Origin of the sequence: Hydrogenophaga sp. (genome assembly GCF_041633695.1) — a bacterium.
In the GTDB taxonomy this organism is placed as follows: Bacteria; Pseudomonadota; Gammaproteobacteria; order Burkholderiales; family Burkholderiaceae_C; genus Hydrogenophaga.
In genome coordinates this window covers 1-22,527 of record NZ_JBFJMY010000014.1, presented here as the reverse complement: position 1 = coordinate 22,527, position 22,527 = coordinate 1, and the positions used below count along the sequence as shown (strand labels likewise).

24 protein-coding genes and 1 riboswitch are annotated in these 22,527 nt (G+C 65.4%); of the genes, 13 read left to right on the top strand and 11 right to left on the bottom strand.

The features are described from left to right. Both lptB and lptA read right to left on the bottom strand, forming a co-directional pair. Positions 1 to 636: LPS export ABC transporter ATP-binding protein (lptB, locus tag ABYB95_RS01840; RefSeq protein WP_372656720.1), on the bottom strand; the 636-nt coding region annotated here is incomplete at its 3' end. After that, complete coding sequence (lptA, locus tag ABYB95_RS01835) at positions 633 to 1,289, bottom strand: lipopolysaccharide transport periplasmic protein LptA (RefSeq protein WP_372656719.1); 657 nt, start codon at positions 1,287 to 1,289, stop codon at positions 633 to 635. The genes lptB and lptA, both read right to left, overlap by 4 nt. On the opposite strand from lptA, the gene ABYB95_RS01830 reads away from it, so the two are divergent. Beyond that, positions 1,258 to 1,470 (top strand): hypothetical protein, encoded by a 213-nt coding sequence (locus ABYB95_RS01830; RefSeq protein ID WP_372656723.1) that lies wholly within the window; start codon positions 1,258 to 1,260, stop codon positions 1,468 to 1,470. The two genes, lptA and ABYB95_RS01830, sit on opposite strands and share 32 nt — an antisense overlap. 2 nt (positions 1,471 to 1,472) lie before the next feature. On the opposite strand, the gene ABYB95_RS01825 is transcribed toward ABYB95_RS01830, so the two are convergent. From ABYB95_RS01825 to argS, 3 genes are all read right to left on the bottom strand, one after another. Then, a complete protein-coding gene (locus ABYB95_RS01825; RefSeq protein WP_372656718.1) occupies positions 1,473 to 2,123 on the bottom strand; it encodes a thiol:disulfide interchange protein DsbA/DsbL in 651 nt (216 codons plus the stop codon). Between the two features lie 92 nt (positions 2,124 to 2,215). Next, positions 2,216 to 2,908 (bottom strand): SPOR domain-containing protein, encoded by a 693-nt coding sequence (locus ABYB95_RS01820; protein ID WP_372656717.1) that lies wholly within the window; start codon positions 2,906 to 2,908, stop codon positions 2,216 to 2,218. A gap of 14 nt (positions 2,909 to 2,922) precedes the next feature. Beyond that, a complete protein-coding gene (gene argS / locus ABYB95_RS01815) occupies positions 2,923 to 4,620 on the bottom strand; it encodes an arginine--tRNA ligase (RefSeq protein WP_372656716.1) in 1,698 nt (565 codons plus the stop codon). A gap of 205 nt (positions 4,621 to 4,825) precedes the next feature. Then, a riboswitch (glycine riboswitch) is annotated at positions 4,826 to 4,942 on the top strand. Positions 4,943 to 4,998: 56 nt separating this feature from the next. Between argS and ABYB95_RS01810 the strand changes: the two genes are divergently transcribed. Further along, positions 4,999 to 6,303, top strand: a complete 1,305-nt coding sequence (locus ABYB95_RS01810; protein ID WP_372656715.1) for a D-amino acid dehydrogenase — start codon at positions 4,999 to 5,001, stop codon at positions 6,301 to 6,303. 102 nt (positions 6,304 to 6,405) lie between these two features. Further along, positions 6,406 to 6,939 (top strand): DsrE family protein, encoded by a 534-nt coding sequence (locus tag ABYB95_RS01805; protein WP_372656714.1) that lies wholly within the window; start codon positions 6,406 to 6,408, stop codon positions 6,937 to 6,939. A gap of 33 nt (positions 6,940 to 6,972) precedes the next feature. Here ABYB95_RS01805 and ABYB95_RS01800 read toward each other — a convergent pair whose 3' ends face one another. Further along, a complete protein-coding gene (locus ABYB95_RS01800; RefSeq protein WP_372656713.1) occupies positions 6,973 to 7,887 on the bottom strand; it encodes an HTH-type transcriptional regulator ArgP in 915 nt (304 codons plus the stop codon). A 164-nt stretch (positions 7,888 to 8,051) separates the two neighbouring features. Between ABYB95_RS01800 and ABYB95_RS01795 the strand changes: the two genes are divergently transcribed. The 3 genes from ABYB95_RS01795 (at position 8,052) to ABYB95_RS01785 (ending at position 11,526) form a co-directional block, all read left to right on the top strand. After that, positions 8,052 to 8,684, top strand: a complete 633-nt coding sequence (locus tag ABYB95_RS01795) for a LysE/ArgO family amino acid transporter (protein WP_372656712.1) — start codon at positions 8,052 to 8,054, stop codon at positions 8,682 to 8,684. Between the two features lie 98 nt (positions 8,685 to 8,782). Continuing rightward, positions 8,783 to 10,462, top strand: a complete 1,680-nt coding sequence (locus ABYB95_RS01790; protein ID WP_372656711.1) for a flavin monoamine oxidase family protein — start codon at positions 8,783 to 8,785, stop codon at positions 10,460 to 10,462. Between the two features lie 245 nt (positions 10,463 to 10,707). Next, a complete protein-coding gene (locus ABYB95_RS01785; protein ID WP_372656710.1) occupies positions 10,708 to 11,526 on the top strand; it encodes a carbon-nitrogen hydrolase family protein in 819 nt (272 codons plus the stop codon). Positions 11,527 to 11,558: 32 nt separating this feature from the next. Here ABYB95_RS01785 and ABYB95_RS01780 read toward each other — a convergent pair whose 3' ends face one another. After that, on the bottom strand, positions 11,559 to 12,002 hold the full coding sequence (locus ABYB95_RS01780) for an Lrp/AsnC family transcriptional regulator (protein WP_372656709.1): 444 nt from the start codon (positions 12,000 to 12,002) through the stop codon (positions 11,559 to 11,561). 99 nt (positions 12,003 to 12,101) lie between these two features. On the opposite strand from ABYB95_RS01780, the gene ABYB95_RS01775 reads away from it, so the two are divergent. Together ABYB95_RS01775 and ABYB95_RS01770 are read left to right on the top strand one after the other, a co-directional pair. Continuing rightward, complete coding sequence (locus ABYB95_RS01775) at positions 12,102 to 13,082, top strand: helix-turn-helix transcriptional regulator (RefSeq protein WP_372656708.1); 981 nt, start codon at positions 12,102 to 12,104, stop codon at positions 13,080 to 13,082. A gap of 135 nt (positions 13,083 to 13,217) precedes the next feature. After that, a complete protein-coding gene (locus tag ABYB95_RS01770; protein ID WP_372656707.1) occupies positions 13,218 to 13,958 on the top strand; it encodes a hemerythrin domain-containing protein in 741 nt (246 codons plus the stop codon). Positions 13,959 to 14,025: 67 nt separating this feature from the next. Here ABYB95_RS01770 and ABYB95_RS01765 read toward each other — a convergent pair whose 3' ends face one another. From ABYB95_RS01765 to ABYB95_RS01750, 4 genes are all read right to left on the bottom strand, one after another. Beyond that, positions 14,026 to 14,646 (bottom strand): glutathione S-transferase family protein, encoded by a 621-nt coding sequence (locus ABYB95_RS01765; protein ID WP_372656706.1) that lies wholly within the window; start codon positions 14,644 to 14,646, stop codon positions 14,026 to 14,028. Between the two features lie 116 nt (positions 14,647 to 14,762). Continuing rightward, positions 14,763 to 15,680: a DMT family transporter gene (locus ABYB95_RS01760; RefSeq protein ID WP_372656705.1), complete on the bottom strand. Its 918-nt coding sequence runs from the start codon at positions 15,678 to 15,680 to the stop codon at positions 14,763 to 14,765. 122 nt (positions 15,681 to 15,802) lie between these two features. Continuing rightward, positions 15,803 to 16,264 carry a hypothetical protein gene (locus ABYB95_RS01755; RefSeq protein ID WP_372656704.1) on the bottom strand — a complete coding sequence of 154 codons (462 nt, stop codon included), beginning with the start codon at positions 16,262 to 16,264 and terminating at the stop codon, positions 15,803 to 15,805. A 121-nt stretch (positions 16,265 to 16,385) separates the two neighbouring features. Continuing rightward, positions 16,386 to 17,111 carry a FadR/GntR family transcriptional regulator gene (locus tag ABYB95_RS01750; protein ID WP_372656703.1) on the bottom strand — a complete coding sequence of 242 codons (726 nt, stop codon included), beginning with the start codon at positions 17,109 to 17,111 and terminating at the stop codon, positions 16,386 to 16,388. 285 nt (positions 17,112 to 17,396) lie between these two features. Between ABYB95_RS01750 and ABYB95_RS01745 the strand changes: the two genes are divergently transcribed. The 5 genes from ABYB95_RS01745 to ABYB95_RS01725 form a co-directional block, all read left to right on the top strand. Beyond that, entirely contained in the window at positions 17,397 to 18,620 is a 1,224-nt protein-coding gene (locus ABYB95_RS01745) for an ABC transporter substrate-binding protein (protein WP_372656722.1), read from the top strand. Between the two features lie 143 nt (positions 18,621 to 18,763). Further along, positions 18,764 to 19,909 (top strand): phosphotransferase family protein, encoded by a 1,146-nt coding sequence (locus tag ABYB95_RS01740; RefSeq protein WP_372656702.1) that lies wholly within the window; start codon positions 18,764 to 18,766, stop codon positions 19,907 to 19,909. Positions 19,910 to 19,942: 33 nt separating this feature from the next. Then, positions 19,943 to 21,118: an acyl-CoA dehydrogenase family protein gene (locus ABYB95_RS01735; RefSeq protein ID WP_372656721.1), complete on the top strand. Its 1,176-nt coding sequence runs from the start codon at positions 19,943 to 19,945 to the stop codon at positions 21,116 to 21,118. Next, a complete protein-coding gene (locus ABYB95_RS01730; RefSeq protein WP_372656701.1) occupies positions 21,115 to 21,876 on the top strand; it encodes an SDR family NAD(P)-dependent oxidoreductase in 762 nt (253 codons plus the stop codon). Before ABYB95_RS01735 ends, ABYB95_RS01730 begins: the two co-directional genes overlap by 4 nt. A gap of 1 nt (position 21,877) precedes the next feature. Continuing rightward, positions 21,878 to 22,527: CaiB/BaiF CoA transferase family protein (locus tag ABYB95_RS01725; protein WP_372656700.1), on the top strand; the 650-nt coding region annotated here is incomplete at its 3' end.

Below are 22,527 nucleotides of genomic sequence, written 5' to 3'. Positions count from 1 at the left end.
GTTGTGGTCGGTGATGAGCACGCCGATGCCACGCGACTTCAGGAACCCGATGATGCGCTGGATCTCGATCACCGCGATCGGGTCGATACCGGCGAAAGGTTCGTCGAGCAGGATAAAGCGCGGATTGGTCGCCAGGGCCCGGGCGATTTCCACCCGGCGGCGTTCGCCACCCGAGAGCGCGGGCGCGGGCGAATCGCGCAAATGCTCGACATGCAGCTCTTTGAGCAAGGCATCGAGCCGGCTGCGGATCTGTGCACCCGACAAGGCCTTGCCGTCCTCGTCCTGCTGCAGCTCCAGCACCGCGCGCACGTTTTCGGCCACGGTGAGTTTGCGGAAAATCGAGGCTTCCTGCGGCAGATAGCCCAGACCCATGCGCGCCCTGCGGTGGATCGGCATGCCTTCGATGGCTTCGTCGTCCAGCAAGATCTGACCGGCATCGGAGCGCAACAAACCCACCAGCATGTAGAAAGAGGTGGTCTTGCCCGCGCCGTTGGGGCCCAGCAGGCCCACCACTTCGCCTTTGTCCACCACCAGCGAAACGTCTTTGACCACCTTGCGCCCGCCGTAGGACTTTTGCAGACCCCGCGCTTCCAGCCGGCTGATCGGGTCGCCGGTGTTGTTGTGCGCCACGGTCACTTGCGACCCTCGCCGATCTGACCGCTGGGGCGCAGGTTGGCTGGATTGGGGGGCGGTGCTGGCTCGGCTTTGGGGACCGGCGTGAGCATGGCGCGCACCCGGCCACCGGGGTTGGTGCTGCTCCCTGGGCTGCCACCGTCCACGCTGAAGGTGTCGTTGCCGTTGTTGTAGCTGATCACGGCGCCGGTGGTCTCGTCGTTCAGCTGAGCGCCTTTGTAACGGCGCAGCACGGCACCGCCGATAAAGCGCACGGTGTCGGCCTTGCTGTCGTATTCGATGCGCTCGGCCGTGCCTTCGATGGATTCATCCAGGCCGTCGCGCTTCTGGCGGAAAGAGGCTGACGCCGTGGCGCTGCCCACCGCCTGGCCAAACTGGTTGCCCTGCGCGTCCTGCCGCACCTCCACCTGCGCGCCCCGAATGACGATGCTGCCCTTGGTGATCACCACATTGCCGGTGAACACGCTGGTCTGGCGGGCGTCGTCGTAGCGCAAGGCATCGGCCTCGGCATTCAAGGGCTTGCTGCGATCGGCCCGTTCGGCCAGGGCCGGCCCCACCCCGAGCACGGCGGTCAGCAGACACGCCAGCGCGGGACGGAAAAGGGAGCGAAGAGGATGGATGGGCATGTTCTTCAAAGGCACGAAACTTGCATTCATTGTAACGGCGGGTGAGCGGCTTTCCTCCGGCTACACGGGGAAAGTCGGGATTAGCGAGGATTCTTTATCACCGCAAGCCCCGGTGCGGATCCGCCAGCAAAAAGGCCCGCACATGGCGGGCCTTTGCGGCAAAACACCGGGCAGACAGAGCGGCTGCCGCGCGGCCGACCGGCCTTTGTGAACTCAGGACTTGCGCAGCTGGGCGATCAAGGCGTCGGCCACCCGCAGCGTGGTGGGGCCTTGCCCGCCGACGTAGTACTTGCCCGCCACTCCCAGCGCCGGGGTGCCTTCGACCTGGTAGGCGTCCTGCAACTGGATCGCGCGCTTGGCCTTGCCCGCCATAGCGAAGGAGTTGTAAAAGCTGGTGAACTTGGCGCTGTCGACGCCCTGCTTGCCCACCCAGGCCACGATGGGGTCGGGCGTGGTCAGGGGCAGTTTTTCCACATGGATGGCTTGAAAGACTTTTTCGTGCAGCTTGTCAACCAGGTCCATGGCTTCGAGCGCGTAGTACAGGCGTTGCATGGGCACAAAGGCCTCGCTGAACGCCACCGGCACGCGCTTGACGGTCACATACGACGGCACCTTGTGCATCCATTCGTTGAACACCGGCTCGAAATTGAAGCAGTGGATGCAGGAATAGGCAAAAAACTCCACCACCTCGATCTGACCGGCCGGGCTGTCCACCGGCGCGGCCTTGCCCAGGCGCTGGTAGTTCGTGCCTTCTTTGAAGCCACCCACCTGGGCGCGCGCCGACCGTGGGGAAAACGAGCCGGCCACTCCGATGGCGGTGGCGCCAGCGGCCAGAACCGCATGTGAAAAATCGCGACGTTGCATATGAATAACTCCTGTTTAGCGCAGCATTGGGGCACAGGCGCGGGGCGAAAGTTCCCCGGTCTCCCGCGGCGCCCCGGCAGAGAAGAGGTGGCTCAGCGCTGGATGCGCACCAAGGCCGCTTCCACGCCGCTGACCTCCAGCTGCTCGCGGGTTTGATCGGCCAGCGCCTTCTGGCTGAACGGCCCCACGCGCACCCGGTACACGGTCCTGCCGTTTTGTTCGCGCTCGGTGATGGCCGCCTCGATCCCCAGCATGCCCAGCTTGGCCTTCTGCGTTTCGGCGTCCTGCGGGGTGCGAAAAGCGCCCACCTGCACAAAATAGGTGAAGGGGTCGGCGGTGGCCGGGCTCGCTGCAGGGCTGGCGGCAGCATTGGCGGCTGGCGCTGGCGCTGCGCCCAGCTTGGACTGCACCAAGTCCCCCAAGGGGTCGGCCGAGGCTTTGCTGCCGGCGGTATCGGGCTTGACCGGGGCCGCCGGCAGCGGCTGCCCGTCGGCCGGTGGCACCACAATGGCGCCCGCCGTCTCGGCTCCGGTGGCGGATTCGGGCACGCCCGTCACCGACTTGCCGTTCAAGGGCGCGTTCGGGTTCCAGCCCTTGTTGCGCTCGGCTTCGATCGCATCCTGGCCCGGCTTGCGCGACACGCCCCGGTCCACAAACGGTACCGGCACCTTGGTCACGTACACCGCCACGGCCAGCGCCGCGCCCAGGCCCAGCAGCAGGCCGATCACCAGGCCCATGAGGGTGCCGCCAAAATTGTTCCGGGTTCGCAGGGATTTGCTTTTCATAGGGGCTTTCGTCTTCACATTTTCTGCGGGGCGCTCACGCCCAGCACCGCCAGACCATTGTGCAACACCTGCGCCACCGCCCGAACCAGGGCCAGGCGGGCGGTTTTCACCACCACGTCGTCCACCAGAATGCGCTCGGCGTCGTAATAGCTGTGGTAGCTGGAAGCGAGCTCGCGCAGGTAGAAGGTGACGTCGTGGGGCGCAAAGCCGTCGGCAGCGGCGGTGAGCATCTCGGGGTATTTGGCGAGCTGCAGCATCAGGGTCTGTGCCGCCGGGCTGTCCAGCACCGACAGATCGGCCTGTGCCAGCAGGGCCTCGTCGCCCGCGTCCTTTTCGCGCCAGGTGGCCAGCACCGAACAGATGCGGGCGTGTGCGTATTGCACGTAATACACCGGGTTCTCGTTGTTCTTCTGCACCGCCAGATCGACATCGAAGGTGTATTCGGTGTCGGGCTTGCGGCTGAGGAGAAAGAAGCGCACCGCGTCTTTGCTGGTCCACTCGATCAGGTCGCGCAAGGTCACGTAGCTGCCGGCGCGCTTGCTGATCTTCACCTCTTCGCCGCCCTTGACCACGCGCACCATGGTGTGCAGCACGTAGTCGGGGTAGCCCTGGGGAATGCCCACATTGGCCGCCTGCAGGCCCGCACGCACGCGGGCGATGGTGCCGTGGTGGTCGGTGCCCTGGATGTTGACGACCTTGGTGAAGCCGCGTTCCCACTTGGCGATGTGGTAGGCCACATCGGGCACAAAATAGGTGTAGCTGCCGTCTTGCTTGCGCATCACGCGGTCTTTGTCGTCGCCGTAGTCGGTGGACTTGAGCCACAGCGCGCCGTCCAACTCGTAGGTCTTGCCGGCCTCGCGCAGCTTTTGCACCGCCGCGTCGACCCGTCCGCTGGTGTACAGGCTGGATTCCAGGTAGTAGTTGTCGAACTTCACCGCAAAAGCCTGCAAGTCCAGGTCTTGCTCGTGGCGCAGGTAGGCCACGGCGAATTGCTGGATCGAAGCCAGATCGTTCACATCGCCACTGGCGGTGAAACTGCGGTCGTCGGCAGCCACGGTTTTCTTGGCCAGAAAGTCGGCGGCGATGTCGGCGATGTAGTCGCCGTTGTAGGCCGGGGCCTTTTCGCCGCTGGGCCATTCGGCGTCGCCGGGTTTGAAGCCTTTGGCGCGCAGTTGCGTGCTGTGGGCCAGGGTCTGGATCTGCACGCCCGCGTCGTTGTAATAGAACTCGCGCGTCACGTCCCAGCCCTGGGTCTGGAACAGGCTGCAGATCGCGTCGCCCAGAGCGGCCTGCCGACCGTGGCCCACGTGCAGCGGCCCGGTGGGGTTGGCCGAGACGAATTCCACCATCAGGCGCTGGCCGTTGGACGGGGCGAAGCCGAACCGCTCACCCGCCCGCAGGACTTCACCCACGATTTGCTGCTTGGCTTCGGGCTTGAGCCGGACGTTGATGAAGCCAGGCCCGGCGATGTCGATATCGGCCACCCAGCGCTGGAAAGCGGGCGCGGCCAGCAAGGCAGCGCGCAGCTGTTCCGCCACCTGGCGGGGATTTTGTTTCAGGGGTTTGGCCAGCTGCATGGCGGCGGTGCAGGCGAAGTCGCCGTGTGCGGCCACTTTGGGCGATTCGAAAACCGCGGTGGCGGCCTGGTCGGGCGCGAGCGTGCGCAGGGCATCGGCCAGCGCCGCCAGCAGGTCTTGTTTGATTTGGAGCATGCAGCGATTTTAGGTCGCGGCCCCAGGCCTTGCTTTTCCCATCATCAGCCGCGCTAATGGGTGGCGAAGTCGGCACCACCAAAGCGGTTCGCGGTGGCGGTCCTGCCTACAATGGCGCATCCACCCAAGAGAGCGTTCGCCCCCCAGGCGAACCGCCGAAGGCGCAAACTTCCATGACCGCTCAGGCCCCCGTATTGGATGGACACCAGCCGATACTGGAGAGCGTGCGCGTCCACCGATGCGCGCCACCGAAGGAGCAAGCCCCCGTGTCTTGAATGCGCGGGGGACGAATCTCTCAGGTACCAAGGACAGTGGGAGCGGCAAGCACAGCAGCAAGGTCTGCCGTGGCTGTTTCTCACCTGTTCTCTGGAATTTTTCATGCACATCACCGTTCTCGGCGCCGGCGTCACCGGCGTCACTTCGGCCTGGTTTCTACGCCAGGCCGGCCACGAAGTCACCGTCATCGATCGCCAGCCCGCCGCCGGACTGGAAACCAGCTTCGCCAATGGCGGCCAGGTTTCGGTGTCCCACGCCGAACCCTGGGCCAACCCCAGCGCACCGTTCAAAGTCTTGAAATGGCTGGCGCGCGAAGACGCGCCGCTGCTGTTTCGCTTGCGCCCCGACTTGAACCAGTGGCTGTGGGGCTTGGGTTTTTTGCGCGAATGCACACCCGCGCGCACCCGCCACAACATCCGGCAAATGGTGAACCTGGGTTTGTACAGCCGCCAAGTGTTGCAACAGCTGCGCGCCCAGACCGGCATCCAGTACGACCAGAAGACCGCCGGCATCCTGCACTTCTATACCAGCCAGGCCGAATTCGACGCCGCCCAGGGCCCGGCGCAACAAATGCGCGAACTGGGTTGTGAGCTCGACATGAAAACGCCCGACGAATGCGTGGCGATCGAACCGGCGCTGCGCGACAGCCGCCACCGCATCGTGGGCGGCAGCATGACCCCCAGCGACGAATCGGGCGACGCCCGCCTGTTCACCCGCAACCTGGCCAACCTGTGCGAAGACGCGGGTGTGCGCTTCTTGTACAACACCCGCATCGTGGGCGCGCGCGCTACCAGCCAACGGCTCGAAGCCTTGCAACTGGCGGACATCGATGGCGTGGTGCGCGACTGGCGCAGCGACAGCTATGTGATGTGCCTGGGCTCGTTCAGCGCGCAATGGACCCGCCTGCTGGGCCAGACGTTGCGCATCTACCCCGCCAAGGGCTATTCGGTCACGCTGCCCGTCACGCACCCCGAAGCCTCGTTCCAGGTCTCGCTCACCGACGACGAACACAAGCTGGTGTTCTCGCGCCTGGGCGAGCGCCTGCGCATCGCGGGCACGGCCGAATTCGACGGCTACAACACCGAGCTCAACCTGGTGCGCTGCCAGGCCATCGTGAAGCGGGTGCGCGAACTGTTTCCCCAGATGACGGATGGCGAAGGCGCCCAGTTCTGGACCGGTCTGCGCCCGGCCACGCCCAGCAACGTGCCCTACATCGGCCGCTCGAAGTGCAGCAACGTGTTTCTGAACACCGGCCATGGCACCCTGGGCTGGACCCATGGCTGCGGCTCGGCCGCCGCGCTGACCGACATCGTCGAAGGTCGCCAGCCCGAGGTGGACTTCGCCTTCACCGGGATGGACCGCGCACCGCGCCGCAGCGCCGCTGTCCAGCCCGCCACCGTCGGCTGACGGCCAACGCCCAACGGCTCGGCCTGGATCGCCTCCTTGCCCACGCGGGGCTTGGGGGCGACCGGGTGACAGGCGGTGGATTCCTGGCTACGCTCAGGAACCATGAAAGTCCTCCCCACCACGCCAGCCGCCACGAGCGACACGACCGCCACACCCCCCGAACGCCGGCGCTGGCTCGGCCGCCTGCTGGCGCTGTCCACCCTGCCCGCCCTGGGCTCCGGCGCCAGCGCCGCCAGCAGCAGCGCGCTGCCGCTGCGGCTGGGTGCCGATGAGGCGCCGCACAAAATCGTCTACCAGCTGAACCGGGCCGAGCCCGAGTACCAGGAGGCGATCTTCAACTCCATCAGCGCCATGCTCAAGAAGTACGTGGACGACGTCGCCATCGCGGTGGTGGCCTGGGGCCCTGGCATCCACCTGCTGGCGAAAACGCCCCAGCGCCCGGTGCCCGAGCTGATGCAGCAGCGGGCGCGCAGCATGGCGCAGGCCTACGGCGTGCGCTTCATCGCTTGCGGCAACACCATGCAATCCTTGGGCTGGACCGCCGCCGACATGCTGGACTTCGCGCAGATCGAAGACGTGGGTGCCGCAGCGGTGATGGAGCTGCAAGAAAAGGGCTACGCCTACCTGGCCTGGTGAGCCGAGCGGCTCGCCGCTGGCCGTTCAGTCCCCTCAGGCCACGGCCGCCAGCGGCAGCAGGCTGGCTTGGGCGGCCGCCTTGACCGCCTGGGTGAGGCGCTGGGCCGAAGGTGCTTCACGTGCCCAGTGCTGCCAGTACAAAGCCACTTCAACCGTCGCGCCGGGCAGCAGCTCTTGCATGCCCGGGCGCACCGCCACCGTCTGCTCGGGCACCATGCCCCAGCCCAGCCCCAGCTCGATGGCGGTCTCAAAAGCGTCAATGGCGGGCGCAAAGTGGCGCGGATACAGGGGCTGGCGCAGCCCAAAATGTTGCGCCAGAAATGCGTCTTGCAAAGCGTCTTTGCGGTTGAAGATGATGGCCGGCTGTGCCAGCAGCCGGTGTGGCGACACCGCGCCAGCGGGCGTGCGACAGCGCTGCACCACCTCGGGTGCGGCCACGCAGCGGTAGCGCATCAAACCCAGCGGTTCGGCCACACAGCCGCGCATGGGTTCGGCCAGCGTGGTCACGCAGCCCATCACGTCGCCGCTTTTGAGCGCGTCCAGCGTGTGGTCCTGGTCGTCGATCACGATCTCCAGCAACAGGCGGTGACGTTGCAGCAGCGCCGCCACGCCGGGCAAAAACCAGCTCGCCACCGAATCGGCGTTGATCGCCACCGACAGGCTTTGCCAGCGCGGCCCCGCCTTGCTGGCACCCCCACCTTGCAACCCGGCCAGCAAGTCGGTCTCCATCATGCGCACCTGCTTCACATGCGCCAGCAAGGCCTGCCCCGCCGCCGTGGCCCGCACGCTTTTGCCGCGCACCAGCAGGCGCTGGCCCAGGTGCTCTTCCAGCGCCTTGATGCGCAGCGACACCGCCGCCAGCGTGAGAGACAAGGCCCCCGCCGCCGGGCCGAACCCCCCGTGTTCCACCACCGCGGCCAAGGCTTCCAGTTGTCGGGCGTCGAGCATGGCGTGGAACCCTCTTTGGTTAACTATTAATTAAGCAATCGTATTTTAATTTAACTCAGTTTAAATACTGCGCACTCTGATGGACACTGTCGAGCAAGCGGCCCCCTACCACCTTCTACCGGTCGGGGCCGCAACCGACCACACCGTTTCTCCAGGCCCTTGCCATGACCCTCGCATTTCCCACCTTCACCGCCGGTATGGTGCTCAGCCTCTCGCTGATCATGGCCATAGGCCCGCAAAACGCCCATGTGCTGCGCATGGGCCTGACCCGCCAGCACGTCTGGCTCACGGTGGCCGTGTGCATGGTGTCCGACGTGGTACTGATTGGCCTTGGCGTGCTGGGTCTGGCCCAGTTGGGCGGCCTGTCCGACAAGCTGATGGGCGCCATGGTCGGCGCGGGCGCCTTGTTTCTCGCGGTGTACGGCTGGCAGGCATTCCAGCGCTTTCTGCGGCCAGCGGCAACGCCCATCGGCGGCGCAGCAGAAGCGGCCCTGCCACCCACGGTAACGCGGCGCCAGGCCGTGCTGTCGGCGCTGGCCTTCACCTGGCTCAATCCGCACGCGTGGATCGACACCGCCGTGCTGATCGGCACCGCCTCGCTGGCCTACGGGTCCGACAACAAGGTGTTTGGCCTGGGCGCCATGACCGGCTCCATGGTCTGGTTTCTGGCCCTGGGCGGCGCCACCTTCTGGCTCGGCCGCCGCCTCAATTCGCTGCACCTCTGGCGTGTGCTCGACGGCCTGGTCGCCCTCATGATGTGGGGCACGGGCGCCTGGCTGGTCGCCGGCTTGTTTTAACCACCGGCGCCACGCGGCGCTTGTGCAAGACAGGGCGCGACAACGCGAGACTTGTGGATCACACTGCGGCATGCACCGCCTGTTCCAGGGACATTTTCATGACAGCTTTGCGCGCACCCAACGCTGCGGTCACGGTCTTCGGACCCGACTTCCCGTTTCCGTTTGACGACTGGATCGCCCACCCGCAAGGCCTGGGCACGCTGCCGGCCAGCGCACACGGCCAGGAAGTGGCCATTGTGGGCGCGGGCATCGCCGGTCTGGTGGCGGCTTACGAGCTGATGAAACTGGGCTTGAAACCCGTGGTGTACGAGGCTTCGCGCATGGGCGGGCGGTTGCGCTCGCAGGCTTTCGCCGGCCCCTCGGGCGCGCCCGGCATCGTGGCCGAGCTGGGCGGCATGCGCTTCCCGGCATCGAGCACGGCCTTCTTCCACTACGTGCATTTGCTCGGCCTGCAGACCCAGCCCTTTCCCAACCCGCTCACGCCCGCCGCCGGCAGCACGGTGATCGATATCGAAGGGCAGACCCACTACGCCCAGACCCTGGCCGACTTGCCGCCGCTGTTCCACGAAGTGGCCCAGGCCTGGGCCCTGGCGCTGGAGGCCGACGCCCGCTTCTCGGACATGCAACAAGCCTTGCGCGAGCGCGACGTGCCGCGCCTCAAAGCGATGTGGAACGCACTGGTGCCGCTGTGGGACGACCGCACCTTCTACGACTTCGTGGCACAGTCCGACGCGTTCGCCAAGCTCTCGTTCCACCACCGCGAGGTGTTCGGCCAGGTCGGTTTTGGCACCGGCGGCTGGGACTCGGACTTTCCCAACTCCATGCTGGAAATTCTGCGCGTGGTGCTCACCGGCTGCGACGAAAACCAGCACCTCATCACCGGCGGCGTGCAGCAAGTGCCCATGGGCCTGTGGAGCCACACGCCCGAGACACTGGCGCACTGGCCCGCTGGCACCTCGCTGGCCAGCCTGCACCAGGGAGCGCCACGCCCCGGCGTGACCGCCATCACCCGCGCGGCGGATGATCGGCTCGCGGTCACCGACACCTGGGGCACCACCCGCACCTACGCCGCCGTGCTGGTGACCTGCCAGAGCTGGCTGCTCACCACCCAGATCGTGGTGGAAGAGTCGCTGTTTTCGCACAAGCTGTGGATGGCGCTGGACCGCACGCGCTACAAGCAATCGAGCAAGACCTTCGTCATGGTGGACCGCCCGTTCTGGAAAGACAAAGACCCGCAAACCGGCCGCGACCTGATGAGCATGACGCTCACCGACCGGCTCACGCGCGGCACCTACCTGTTCGACAACGGGCCGGACCAGCCCGGCGTGATCTGCCTGAGCTACGCCTGGATGGGCGACGCGCTCAAGATGCTGCCGCACACCAGCGAAAAGCGTGTGCAGCTCGCACTCGCTGCACTGAAAAAGATATACCCCACGGTGGATATCGCCAGCCACATCATCGGCGAGCCCATCACCGTGTCGTGGGAGGCCGATCCGTATTTTCTGGGCGCCTTCAAAGGCGCGCTGCCCGGCCACTACCGCTACAACCACCGCATGTACGGCCACTTCATGCAAGACCGCTTGCCACCCGCCGAGCGCGGCATCTTCATCGCCGGCGACGACGTGTCGTGGACACCGGCCTGGGTCGAAGGCGCGGTGCAGACCTCGCTCAACGCGGTCTGGGGCATCCTGCACCAGTTCGGTGGCCAGTGCCCAAGCGACAACCCCGGCCCCGGCGAGCGTTTTGCCGACATCGGCCCGATCGCGCTGCCCGACTGAGCGGCATGGGGCGGGCCACGGCGGCTGCGGACTCGACTCGCGCTGGAAGGGCATACCGAGCAGGCGGCACACACGCCCACCCGATCTCGCGCCACGCCTCGGGTGCCGAGCCGGAGCCCCACGGATTTTGAGCCCTTCGACAAGCTCAGGGCGAACGGGTAAATTGGTGCGGACGCCCACAAACCCTCTACCTCTCTACGCCCCCTCCCGTTCGGGCTGAGCCTGTCGAAGCCCTGAAGAAACCCATGCCAGCCCACCCCCTGAACCTCGCCCTCTGGCAAACCGCCTACGCGCCGCCCGAAGCCGGTACCGCGCTGGCCTTGGAACGGCTCGACACCGCAGCGGCCCAGGCGCGCGCACAAGGCGCCGATCTGCTGCTCTGTCCCGAGATGGGGCTCACCGGCTACGCCATCGGCGCCGAGCGCGTGGCCGCCCTGGCCGAAGCGCCCGACGGTCCGCTGGCGCAAGCCGTGGCGTCCATCGCGCAGCGCCACCGCATCGCCATCGTCTACGGCTACCCCGAACGCCACCCGCAGGGCGGCAAACCCTTCAACGCCGCGCAGGCGATGGGCCCCGACCACCAAGCCATCGGCCACTACCGCAAGACCCATTTGTTCGGGGACATGGACCGCGCCCAGTTCAGCCCAGGCGACGCCGCGTCCCAGGTGTTCACATGGCGCGGCTGGCGCCTGGGCCTGCTCATCTGCTACGACGTGGAGTTCCCCGAAGCCGTGCGCGGGCTCGCGCTGCAAGCCGCCGATGCGGTGCTGGTACCGACCGCCAACATGATCGGTTTCGACGAAGTACCTGCGCTGCTCGTGCCGGCCCGGGCTTGCGAAAACCGCTTGTTCGTTGCGTATGCGAACGCTTGCGGCCAAGAAGGCCCGGTCCACTACGGCGGACTGAGCACGGCAGCCGGTCCGGACGGTCGGGTGCTGGCGCAGGCCGAGCGCGGCGAAACCCTGCTGCAAGTGCGCATGGCGCACGCCGAGCTGGCGGCTTTCAGGCCCAACACCTATCTGCGCGACCGACGCACCGATCTGCACCGTCCACCGCTCGCGTAACACCCATACACAGGGGGAACCAGGCGTTCGCGTCAAACCGCATTCACCAGCTCGACCTCGTGCAGGATGACACGCGTATAGGTTTCGCTCACGCCGGCGTGCCGGCGCAGGGTTTCGGTCAGACCCATCAGGTCCTCGCGGTCGCTGCAGGCCACACGCACCACGTAGTCGAACGAACCGGTCATCAGCGTGGCGCTGACCACCTGCGGCAGGTGGCGCAAGGCATTCTCGAATTCCTGGGCCGACGTGCCCGCCGCCATCTTCACTTCGATCTGGGCGTGCAGATCGCGCCCCAGGGCGGACGGGCTCAGCGTGGCGCGGATGTGGCGGATCACGCCTCCGGCCTGCAAGCGCCGGAAGCGTTCGGACACGGCATTCGCGCTCAGGTGCACGGCGTCCCCGAGCTCGCGGAAGGTCAAACGCCCGTCACGCGCGAGAAGACTGAGGATTTCACGGTCAATTTGATCAAAAACCACGTTTTTCGCCGTAGATGAACGAGATTGCCGCAGTATAGGTCAGACAAACGCAGAGCGTTCCAGCCTAAGCTCTTGACCTCCTGCGCCCACCCCACAGCCATGTTCCTGACCGACCTGCCCCTGCCTCCCGCCCATCCCATGCCCCTGCAAGCCGGGCCAGGCAAGCCGGTGCGGGGCCGGCCAATGCGCCACGCCGATCTGGCCGAGTGCCGCGAACTGCTCCCCGGCTGGCTGGTCATGGACGCCGAACTGCGCGCCGCCCTGCCGAAACTCTGGACCCGGCTGATGGGCCAGCCAGGCTACAGCGCCGACGTGATCGAGGACCTCTCGCGCCCACCCGGCCAGCGCCTGGTGGGTCTGGGCATGACCGTGGCACTGGACGCGGGCTGGCAGCAGCGCCTGCGCGAGGACCCACCCGCTCACGCCGGCGCGGTCTGGTACCGCGACTTCCTCGACGGCCGCACGGCGCCGATGGACGAGCGCAGCCTGGCGCGTGCCAACGCCGATGGCGAGGTCGGCATGCTAGTGTTGCACTACGCCCAGCGCAACATCGACGGCAGCCTGCCCGAGGTGCAACAGATGCTGCTCACGGCCATGCAACTGTTCCGCACCGCGCATGGCGGCCTGCAGCTGCGCGATATTTGGCAGGAGGCCCTGTCCGACGGCGGCGACTACCTGCTGGGCATGGGCTTCAAGCGCCGCACCCGCCGGGGATCGGACCAGCCCGACCTGCACGGCCTGAACCGCGCCGAGGCCGCGCACGTATTCCCAGGCCAGCTGGTGCGCGACATGTTCCATGCCGTGCCGCCCGTCCTGGGCTTCAGCGCGGCCGAGCGCCGCGTGCTGCGGCTGGCGTTGGGCGAATTGGCCGACGAAGACATTGCCGATGAAATCGGCGTGACCCAGCACACACTGAAGAAGGTCTGGCGCTCGGTGTACCAGCGCGCAGCCGACGCCCTGCCCGACATGTTCGAGAAGGCGCCCAGCGGCACCCTGCCCGGTACCCGTGGTCCGGAGAAGCGGCGCCACCTGCTGCAGTACCTGCGGCAACACCCCGAAGAGCTGCGCCCCTGGGCCTGAGCGGCCGGCGCGACCCGAGCGGCCTGCGCCTGCTCAGCGCACACCTCTTTTTGGTGACTACCCTTTTTGCGGCCTGTGCGAACCCCGCAAGGCATCGAAGAATGCGGACCTTCCCAACCCCCTCAGGAGCGTCCCATGCTGATGACCAGCGACAACATCCGTCACGAAACCACGCACCACGTCTGCCACACCCGGCGGCCACAAAGCCACCGCTTCATTCACAAGGCGCTGCGCGCGCTGATGTTTCGCACCCTGCAACAGGTCGCCAGCCTGGACGCTGGTGATGCCGGTGAGCGCGCCACGCTGGTGGCCCAGGTCGAGGAGCTGCTGCAGGTCTGCACCGACCACCTCGTCCACGAGAACACGCATTTCCACGCGCCGATGCGTGAACGCGCACCACGCGCGGTGGCCCCCTTCGATGCCGACCACGAAGAACACCTGAGCAGCATCGCCCGGCTGCGCCAGTTGCTGTCCGTCGTGGCCCAGGGCAGTCCGGCCGCACGCGACAACGCGTACGAGCTCTACCTGGAGCTCTCGCGCTTCGTCGGCGAAAACCTGGAGCACATGGCCGACGAGGAAACCGCGTTCACACACGCCCTGTGGGAGCAATTCAGCGACGCCGATATCGAAGCCATGGACCAGCGCCTGCAAGCCACCTTCACGCCCCAGGAAGGCGCCTACTACCTGCGCTGGATGGCCCGCGGCCTGAACCACGCCGAGTTGCAGGAACTGGTCGGCAAGGCCATGGTGGCCATGCCGACGCCGGTGTTTCAGGGTCTGTGTGGCCTGCTGCAGGAAGAGCTGCCGGCCGAGCGCTGGAGGCGGCTCGCGTGCGCGCTCACGATCGCGCCCATGCCCGGGCTCAAAAGCGCCTGAGTGCGCTGGAGGTCCACCCCGCAAGCCTTCTTGCTGCCTGGACCATGGACCGCTGGCCTGCCGCGCGTCAGCTGGCCATCGAGTAGGGGCCACCACGCTCCAGCGCGCGGCGGTAGGCGGGCCTCTGCTGAAAGCGGCGCACCCAGGCATCGATGTTCGGGTAGCCCGCCCGCAAACCGCGCGCCGCCTCACCCACAAAGCTCATCTGCACATCGGCACCGCTGAGCGCATCGCCCAGCAGCCACTCGCGCCCTTGCAACGCGCGCTCGATATAGCCCAGGTGGTTCGCCAGCTCACCTTCTATGCGCGGCTGCAGCGGAGCGCCGGCCTCGCCCAGCCGCCCCACATACATCTTCAAGAGCAGGGGCAACATCGCCGAACCTTCTGCGTAGTGCAGCCACTGCTGATAGGTCTCAAAATCGGCCGTATCCAGGGCCGGGCGCAAGTGCCCGCCTCCGTGGCGGCGGATCAGGTAGTCCACAATGGCGCCCGACTCGATCAACGTCTGCCCCGCGTCTTCGATCACGGGCGACTTGCCCAGCGGATGCACCGCCTTGAGCTCGGCGGGCGCCAGACGTGTGGTGGCGTCCCGCTCGTAGAACCGGATTTCGTAGGGAGCGCCCAGTTCTTCCAGCAGCCAGAGCACGCGCTGCGAACGCGATTCGTTGAGGTGGTGCACGGTGATCATGTAGGTCTTGTGTGGAGATGTTGAAGTGGTCCGAGTATGGAAGCTGGGGCCCATTGCGCAGTCTCGCCGGCGACCCGCCAACCCGGCGCGGCGCGGCGCAAACCGTGCCGCCCTTCCTAGCGGCGGCGCAAGCCCAGCCACATCACCGTGGCCACCACCAGCAGGCCGCCCGCCACCTGCACCGGCGCAATGCTCTGGCCCAGCACGGCCCAAGCCAGCACCAAGGCAAATATGGGCTCCACATTCATGATGGCCGAGTTGCCCACCACACCCAGGCGCGGCAACACGGTGAACATGATGGTGAACGCCGTGCCGTACAAGGCCGTCAGCCCGAGCAAACCGACCCAGCCGATGGCCGCTTGCGGCAGGTGAAACCCGCCCTGCGTGCCCACACCCACCAAAGCCAGCATAGCCACGATGCCCATGGTGGTTGCGGTGCGCAGCCGACCATCCACATCGGCGGCTTCGTGCTGCGTCAACACCAGGGCCAGACCAAAGGTGGCCGCCGCAGCCAGCGCAAACGCCACGCCCACGCCGATCTGCGACCAATGTGTGGAAGCCCCCAGCCCGGAAGCGGCGCCGAACACATCGAGCGCCAGCGCCAGGCCGATCAACATCACCGGCATCGCCCGCAACACCATGCGCTCGGGCCGGTGACCATAGACCACACGGGCCCACAACGCCGTCCACAAGGGATAGGTGTTGAACGCGAGCAAGGCAAGCGCCACCGGCAAGCGCGCCACCGAGGAATACAGGCACAGACTCTGCACAGCCACCAGCACCCCGATGACCGGCAAGGCCTTGCGGTGGCGGGCCGTGAGCCGAACGCTGACCCGCTGGAAGCGCACCAGCAGGGCCACCACCACGGCCGTCACGGCACTGCGAAAAGCCACTGCCGTGGCCACGTCCACTCCATCGTCAAACGCCAGGCGAGCGGCCACGTGGTTGGCGCCCATCATGAAGGCGATGAGCAGCAAGGTGGCAAAAGCGGTGCCTGTCAGTGAGGCCGATGGAGATGATGAAGGTGAAGACATGGCGCGATTGTCCACGCCGCTGGGGTCGGCAAGGTCGCTTGTGCGCCAGCTGCACCGTCAAGAACCCGACGGAGCCGACCTGTGACGTGGCGGCGGACCCGCACCCACGCAGGGCCAAGCACCTACAACTGCCCTTCGGTGAGCGTATCGAGCTGGAAGCGGCCGCTCAGGTCCCACAACCAGGTGTCGGTGTAGGTGACCGCCCGCGGTGGCGCGGGGTACGGTGCTGCGCTGCGCACCAAACGCTCGATCTCCGCCGTCACCTCTGGCGCATGGCTGGGCGCGCGCAACCAATGGGTGCGCGTGACTTGGCCGCGACGATCGATGTCCACCTGCAGCACCCCGATGGCGTACAACATCGACGGCAGCATGCCTTTGAAGATGCGCTCGCTGTTGCGGGTGTACAGGTGGCCGGCCACCAACCTCCGGTACTCGCGCGAGGCGGGTGAGTCGGGTGCGCGACCGATGGTGGACGACGAAAACGGCGAGGCGCAGCCCGCCATCAGGGTGGCGGCAGCACTGGCTGCCGCCACCCACAAAAAGTCACGTCTTGCAGTGGCGGTGGGTGTTTGGGTGGTTGACATGTCAAGTTCGTGGCCGGTTGGGCCGGGGCGTAAGCAGTCGGCTCTTCAATCCCCCGCCGGTTCAAGCGATTCTCACATGCGTGAGCGCAGGCTTGCCGCTCAGGCAACGCCCTGAATCCGATCAACCCACTGTAGATTTGACGTTGACGTTGGCGAGTTCCAGGCCGCGCTTGAAATCGACGATGTGTTTCTGCATCCACACTTCAGCCGCGGCGCCGTCTCCCTGGATAAGCGACTCCAGTATGGCTTTGTGAGCACCGACCAGCCGCTGGCCAGCCACTGGCACCTTGACCATGACGCGCTGAAAAGACGGGTAAAAAAGCCGGCTGATGGGTTCGCGCGCGAGGTTGAGGGCGCGGTTCGCACACATTTGTGCGATCAGGCCGTGGAACTCGATGTCCAGCCTCACCAGCGACTCGCCGCGTGACAGCGCTTCCTGGGTGGACTCGATGTTCCGGGTCAGTTTTTCAATCAGGTCGGGCTGGGGCTGCTGTGCGGCAAGCTTGGCCATCTGCGGCTCCAGAAGGTGCATGGCCTCCCAGAGTTCGTCAAAAGTGATTTCATGCAGCAGCAGGGCGCGCTCAAGTTGAGCACCGATTTCCTGGTGCGAAGGTTTGCTGATCAGCAACTTCCTGGCGTGTTCCCGCCGTATCAGGTTGGCCTCCTCCAGCACCCGGATAGCCTCCCTGACGGTGGACCGATTGACCCCAAACATCTCGCACAACTGCGACTCGGTGGGCACCTGCTCGCCCTCCTGTAATCGCCCGTCGAGGATCTGCTCGGTCATGGCTTCGGCGAGCGCCCGGTAGGCCGGAATTTTCTTGAGTTTTTCGAAGGTTGCTTTCATCTCTCAATGCCTGTGTTTGTAGCCTTCTCAGGCAAGAACTCAGCGCACAAACTGCCCCGTTCAGCGGGGTGGGCCAGCTGGCTTGAATGTCTGACCATCCTACATCGAAATTTCGACGAGCACATGTAAGCGCTTCCAGTTACGCGCAAATACACTGTGAGATTAGAGCTGTCTAGTATGGTTTTCATCATTGAAGTAAATGACCAACAATACAATGATTGTCAGACAGTCATACATTCAAGGCATGGGGCTTTGAAAAATGTGGCCTCAATGGAGACACCCAAAATGCAGAAAAATCTCAAATTCGCCCACCTGCTTGGCGTGGGCACGATCGTGCTTTCGATGGGAGCTGGCGCGCAGTCGCTGCGGCTGAGCGACGACGAAGTAAGAATCGGCGTCCTCACCGACATGTCGGGCATCTATTCCGATCTCTCGGGCCGTGGTTCGGTACTGGCGGCAGAACTGGCGATCGAGGATTTCAAGAAGACCACGAAGACCACTTTCCCGATCAAACTGGTCTTTGGCGACCACCAGAACAAGGCCGACGTGGCGTCCTCAAGGGCACGCCAGTGGTTTGACGCAGACGGCGTGGACATGATCGCGGACGTCCCATCCTCTGCCGCTGCGCTGGCCGTCCTCAACATCGCGAAAGAAAAAGGCAAGTTCGCGATTTTTTCTGGCGCTGCAAGCACCCGGATCACCAACGAAGAGTGCACGCCTTCCGGTCTGCACTGGGCCTACGACACCTACGCGCTGGCTGCGAGCACCGCACGCGCGGTCATGAAGCAGGGCGGCGACACCTGGTTTTTCGTGACCGCCGACTATGCGGGCGGCCACGCGCTGGAAAAAGATGCGGCGGACGTGGTGAAAGCATCCGGGGGCAAGGTCCTGGGCAGCATCAAGCACCCGTTTTCCGCGCCGGACTTTTCCTCTTACCTGCTGACGGCACAGGGATCGAAGGCCAAAGTCATCGCGCTGGCCAATGCCGGCAACGACACCACAAACGCCATCAAACAAGCCGTGGAGTTCGGTATCACCAAACAGCAGACTTTGGCGGCCACGCTGATGTTCATCACCGACGTGCATGGTCTGGGCTTGAGCAAGGCGCAGGACATGTACCTGACGGAAGCGTTCTATTGGGATTTTGACGAGAAGACACGGGCCTGGTCCAAGCGCTTCTTCGAACAGCACAAACGGATGCCGACCATGGTCCAGGCCTCGGTCTATTCATCGGTGCTTCATTACCTGAAAGGCGTCGGCGCCGCAGGTACTGACGAGATGATGCCTGTCCTCAAGAAAATGCGGGACATGCCTGTCGAGGACATGTTCTCCCGCAACGGCAAGCTGCGCGAAGACGGCCGCATGGTGCACGACATGTACCTGCTGCAAGTCAAAAAGCCGTCCGAGTCCAAGTACCCATGGGACTACTACCACGTCCGCCAAGTAACACCCGGCGACCAGGCTTTCATGCCGCTGGACAAGTCCACCTGCGCATCGCTGAAGAAATAAGCACGCCCCACCGAGGGCGGTCGATCAGCGCCTCAACCCTGGCTCGTGCCGCCTGACGGCACTGGTACGGGGTTGAGGCGACCCATGACGACCCTGCCGGTCGCGGCACCTCGTGCCTTTTGCGGATGCTTTGCAAACGAAACATGACAAGTACTTTTATCCAAGAACAAACCGGCAGCCAGGGCCCAGCCAAAGTGCAAGTGCCGCCACCGGCGACCAGCCCCCAAGGTGCGCGGCCCAAGCTGCGCAAAGCGGACGATACCGTGCCTCTGCCATGGGACAGCATCGGCCGGTATTTGTCAGGCCAGGGCATGCGCCTCGAATTGGAGCGCCCGCCGCGGCAGTTCGCCGGCGGGCTGGCGAACCTGAACTACCTGGTCGACATCGATGGCCGTGAATACGTCTTGCGCCGCCCTCCCCTGGGTGAGGTGCTGCCGGGCGCCAACGACATGGCACGCGAACACCGGGTGCTCCAGGCGCTCGCACCGCATTACCGCTACGCACCACGCGCCGTGCTTTACTGCGCCGATACCGCCGTGATGGGGGCGCATTTCCAGATCATGGAATACCGGGCCGGACGTGTCATCGGCGGCGCGCACATACCGCCCGACATCGTGGCCCCGGCAATCGGACAACAGCTGGCCAACTCGATGGTGGACCTGCTCGTGCAACTGCATGCGCTCGATCCAGTGGCGACGGGTCTGGGCGACCTGGGCAAGCCGGAGGGTTTCCTGGCACGCGCCGTGACTGGCTGGACCCGCCGTGCTGAACTCGCGTCTGAAAACCAGCCGCACCGGGCGATCCGCTTCATTTCTGCATGGCTGGAAAAACACAGGCCCCCCGAGCTGCCGCCCACCCTCCTGCACGCCGACTTCAAGCTGGACAACCTGATCCTGCATCCGCAGACCCTCGAACCGGTGGCCCTGCTCGACTGGGACATGTCGACGCGAGGCGATCCCTTGTTCGACTTGGCCACGCTGCTGAGCTACTGGACCGAGGCCGGCGATCCGCCAGCCATGCACGAACTGGGACAAATGCCGACCGCGGGTTACGGCTTCCCGACCCGCTTTGAGGTGGTGCAGGCGTACGCCCGCGCCACGGGCCGAGATGTCTCGAACTTGGCGTTCTACCGCGTGTTGTGCATCTTCAAGCTGAGCGTGGTGTTCATGCAGCTCCATGCCCGATACCGCAGCGGAGCCACCACAGACCCGCGCTACAGCCGCTTCGGCGAACTCTCACGCGGGTTGCTGGAATTTACCCACGACCTGGCACAAGGGCGCCATGCCTGATCCATCTCACCGAACATTCAAACAAACGACATGATCGATTTTTCATTGCCTCCAGAGCTGCTCGACCTGCAACAGCGAACCGCCACCTTTGTCCGCACGGTGGTGCTCCCCTACGAATCCGATCCAGGTCAGGACAGCCACGGACCCTCCGACGCACTGCGCCTGGAACTGGTTGGGCTCGCCCGCCAGGCCGGCCTGCTGTCGCCACATGTGGCTCCGAAATGGGGCGGGCTGGGCTTGTCGCACCTGGGCAGGGCCGTGGTGTTTGCGCAGGCTGGCCATTCGATGCTGGGGCCCCTCGCGCTGAACTGCGCTGCGCCGGACGAGGGCAATATGCACCTGCTGGAAGAGGTGGCTTCGGAAGAGCAAAAACAACGCTGGCTCAAGCCTCTGGCCAGCGGCGAGGTGCGTTCGTGCTTTTGCATGACCGAGCCCCATCCCGGGGCCGGCTCCGACCCCAGCCTGCTGGCGACGACGGCCGAGCCAGACGGCGACGACTACATCGTCAATGGCCGCAAATGGCTGATCACCGGAGCGAGTGGCGCGGCCTTTGCCATCGTGATGGCCAAGGCCACGGGCCCCGGCGGGGGACCGACCATGTTCCTGACCGACATGAGCGCACCCGGCATCCACATCGTCAGAAGCATCGACAGCATCGACTCCAGCTTCACCGGCGGACATGCCGAGGTCGAGTTCCGCGACTGCCGCATTCCGGTCAGCCACATCCTGGGTGAACTGGGGCAAGGGCTGCGGTATGCGCAGGTTCGACTGGCGCCGGCACGGTTGACGCATTGCATGCGCTGGCTGGGCGTGGCCCGCCGCGCCAACGAAATCGCCATCGACTACGCGAAACGCCGCCAGGCTTTCGGCAAGCCGCTTGCCGAACATGAAGGCATCGGCTTCATGCTCGCCGACAACGAGATCGACCTGCACGTGTGCCAACTCGCGATCTGGCACACCGCCTGGACGCTCGACCAGGGCAAACAGGGAAGACACGAATCCAGCGTGGCCAAGGTGTTTGTGTCCGAGGCCCTGTACCGCGTTGCGGACCGCTGCGTGCAAATCCTGGGTGGCTTGGGTGTGACCGGGGACACCATCGTCGAGCGGGCTTTCCGCGAGTTGCGGGCCTTCCGCATTTACGACGGCCCGTCAGAGGTGCACCGCTGGGCCATCAGCCGCCGCGTGACGCGCGAGGAGAAAGCGCTGTGAGCGGCTTCGATCTGACCGGGAAAGTCGCCATGGTCACGGGAGGAGGCCGCGGTATCGGGCGGGCGATTTCCGAAGCCCTCGCAACCCACGGCGCCACGGTGGTGGTCTGCGGCCGCAACACGGCGCCCATGCAGGAAACCGTCGATGCGATCACGCAAAGCGGCGGACGCGCCGCTCTCATGCCAGCCGATGTATCGGACGAGACGGACGCCGTTCGGCTGCGCGATCTGATGACCGCGCAATATGGCGGCCTGGACATTCTGGTCAACAACGCCGGGATCGACCCGCACTACGCCTCCATGGAAGAAACGGACCGGTCGGACTGGGACCGGATCATCGGAGTCAACCTCACCGGCGTCTTCAATTGCTGCCGCCACCTGGGTGCTCTGATGATCGCGCGCAAGGGCGGCTCCATCATCAACATCAGCTCCATCGCTGGACGTATCGGACTCAAGCGGCAGGTACCCTACGGCGCCTCGAAAGGCGGGGTCGAACAACTCACGAAATCGCTCGCGCACGACTGGGCCGAGCACGGCATCCGGGTGAATGCCATCGCTTATGGGTTCGTGGAAACCGACCTCACGGCGGGCATGGTCGCCCACCCACACATCGCGCCACGGCTTCTGGCGCGGATCCCCATGGGTCGCTTCGGCCGTGTCGACGAAGTCCACGGCGCGGCGGTGTTCCTCGCGTCGTCGGCGTCGTCGTATGTCACGGGCCACAGCCTCCTGGTCGACGGCGGTTGGACTGCGGCCTGACATGGATAACACATCAAAATCCAACAAGCAACGCGCACTGGCCGGCATCCAGGTGCTGGACCTCACACGCTTGCTGCCCGGCGCCTTTTGCACCCAGATGCTGGCCGATTACGGCGCCGACGTGCTGAAGATAGAGCATCCCGTTGGGGGCGACTACAACCGCGCCTTCGAGCCGCTCTGCAAGGAGGAATCCGGTTCCTTCCTGCTGCTCAACCGGAACAAGCGAAGCCTTACTCTGGACCTCAAGACCGAAGAGGGCAAAGAAGTCTTCCGGCGCCTGGCCTCCACCGCCGATGTGATCGTCGAAGGCTTCCGCCCCGGTGTGATGGAACGCCTGGGACTGGACTACACATCGCTGCGCAAGGCCCATCCAGGCCTGGTTTATTGCGCCATCACCGGCTACGGCCAAGACGGACCCTATGCAAAGGTGGCGGGCCACGACCTGAACTACCTGGCGCTTGCAGGCGGTCTGCACCTGTTCGGCACACCCGCGACCGGGCCCATCGTGCCCGGCCTGTCGATTGCCGATGTGGGGGGCGGATCGCTCATGGCCGCGTTCGGAATACTGGCGGCGCTACAGGCTCGCCGAGCCGACGGCCAAGGGCAGTTCGTCGACATTTCGATGACCGACGGACTCGTGCCATGGCTGGC

Coding starts and splice junctions, on each gene's coding strand:
- ABYB95_RS01830 (WP_372656723.1), top strand. CDS start 1,258: ATGTTCTTCAAAGGCACGAAACTTGCATTCATTGTAACGGCGGGTGAG.
- lptA (WP_372656719.1), bottom strand. CDS start 1,289: ATGAATGCAAGTTTCGTGCCTTTGAAGAACATGCCCATCCATCCTCTT.
- ABYB95_RS01825 (WP_372656718.1), bottom strand. CDS start 2,123: ATGCAACGTCGCGATTTTTCACATGCGGTTCTGGCCGCTGGCGCCACC.
- ABYB95_RS01820 (WP_372656717.1), bottom strand. CDS start 2,908: ATGAAAAGCAAATCCCTGCGAACCCGGAACAATTTTGGCGGCACCCTC.
- argS (WP_372656716.1), bottom strand. CDS start 4,620: ATGCTCCAAATCAAACAAGACCTGCTGGCGGCGCTGGCCGATGCCCTG.
- ABYB95_RS01810 (WP_372656715.1), top strand. CDS start 4,999: ATGCACATCACCGTTCTCGGCGCCGGCGTCACCGGCGTCACTTCGGCC.
- ABYB95_RS01805 (WP_372656714.1), top strand. CDS start 6,406: ATGAAAGTCCTCCCCACCACGCCAGCCGCCACGAGCGACACGACCGCC.
- ABYB95_RS01800 (WP_372656713.1), bottom strand. CDS start 7,887: ATGCTCGACGCCCGACAACTGGAAGCCTTGGCCGCGGTGGTGGAACAC.
- ABYB95_RS01795 (WP_372656712.1), top strand. CDS start 8,052: ATGACCCTCGCATTTCCCACCTTCACCGCCGGTATGGTGCTCAGCCTC.
- ABYB95_RS01790 (WP_372656711.1), top strand. CDS start 8,783: ATGACAGCTTTGCGCGCACCCAACGCTGCGGTCACGGTCTTCGGACCC.
- ABYB95_RS01785 (WP_372656710.1), top strand. CDS start 10,708: ATGCCAGCCCACCCCCTGAACCTCGCCCTCTGGCAAACCGCCTACGCG.
- ABYB95_RS01775 (WP_372656708.1), top strand. CDS start 12,102: ATGTTCCTGACCGACCTGCCCCTGCCTCCCGCCCATCCCATGCCCCTG.
- ABYB95_RS01770 (WP_372656707.1), top strand. CDS start 13,218: ATGCTGATGACCAGCGACAACATCCGTCACGAAACCACGCACCACGTC.
- ABYB95_RS01765 (WP_372656706.1), bottom strand. CDS start 14,646: ATGATCACCGTGCACCACCTCAACGAATCGCGTTCGCAGCGCGTGCTC.
- ABYB95_RS01760 (WP_372656705.1), bottom strand. CDS start 15,680: ATGTCTTCACCTTCATCATCTCCATCGGCCTCACTGACAGGCACCGCT.
- ABYB95_RS01755 (WP_372656704.1), bottom strand. CDS start 16,264: ATGTCAACCACCCAAACACCCACCGCCACTGCAAGACGTGACTTTTTG.
- ABYB95_RS01750 (WP_372656703.1), bottom strand. CDS start 17,111: ATGAAAGCAACCTTCGAAAAACTCAAGAAAATTCCGGCCTACCGGGCG.
- ABYB95_RS01745 (WP_372656722.1), top strand. CDS start 17,397: ATGCAGAAAAATCTCAAATTCGCCCACCTGCTTGGCGTGGGCACGATC.
- ABYB95_RS01740 (WP_372656702.1), top strand. CDS start 18,764: ATGACAAGTACTTTTATCCAAGAACAAACCGGCAGCCAGGGCCCAGCC.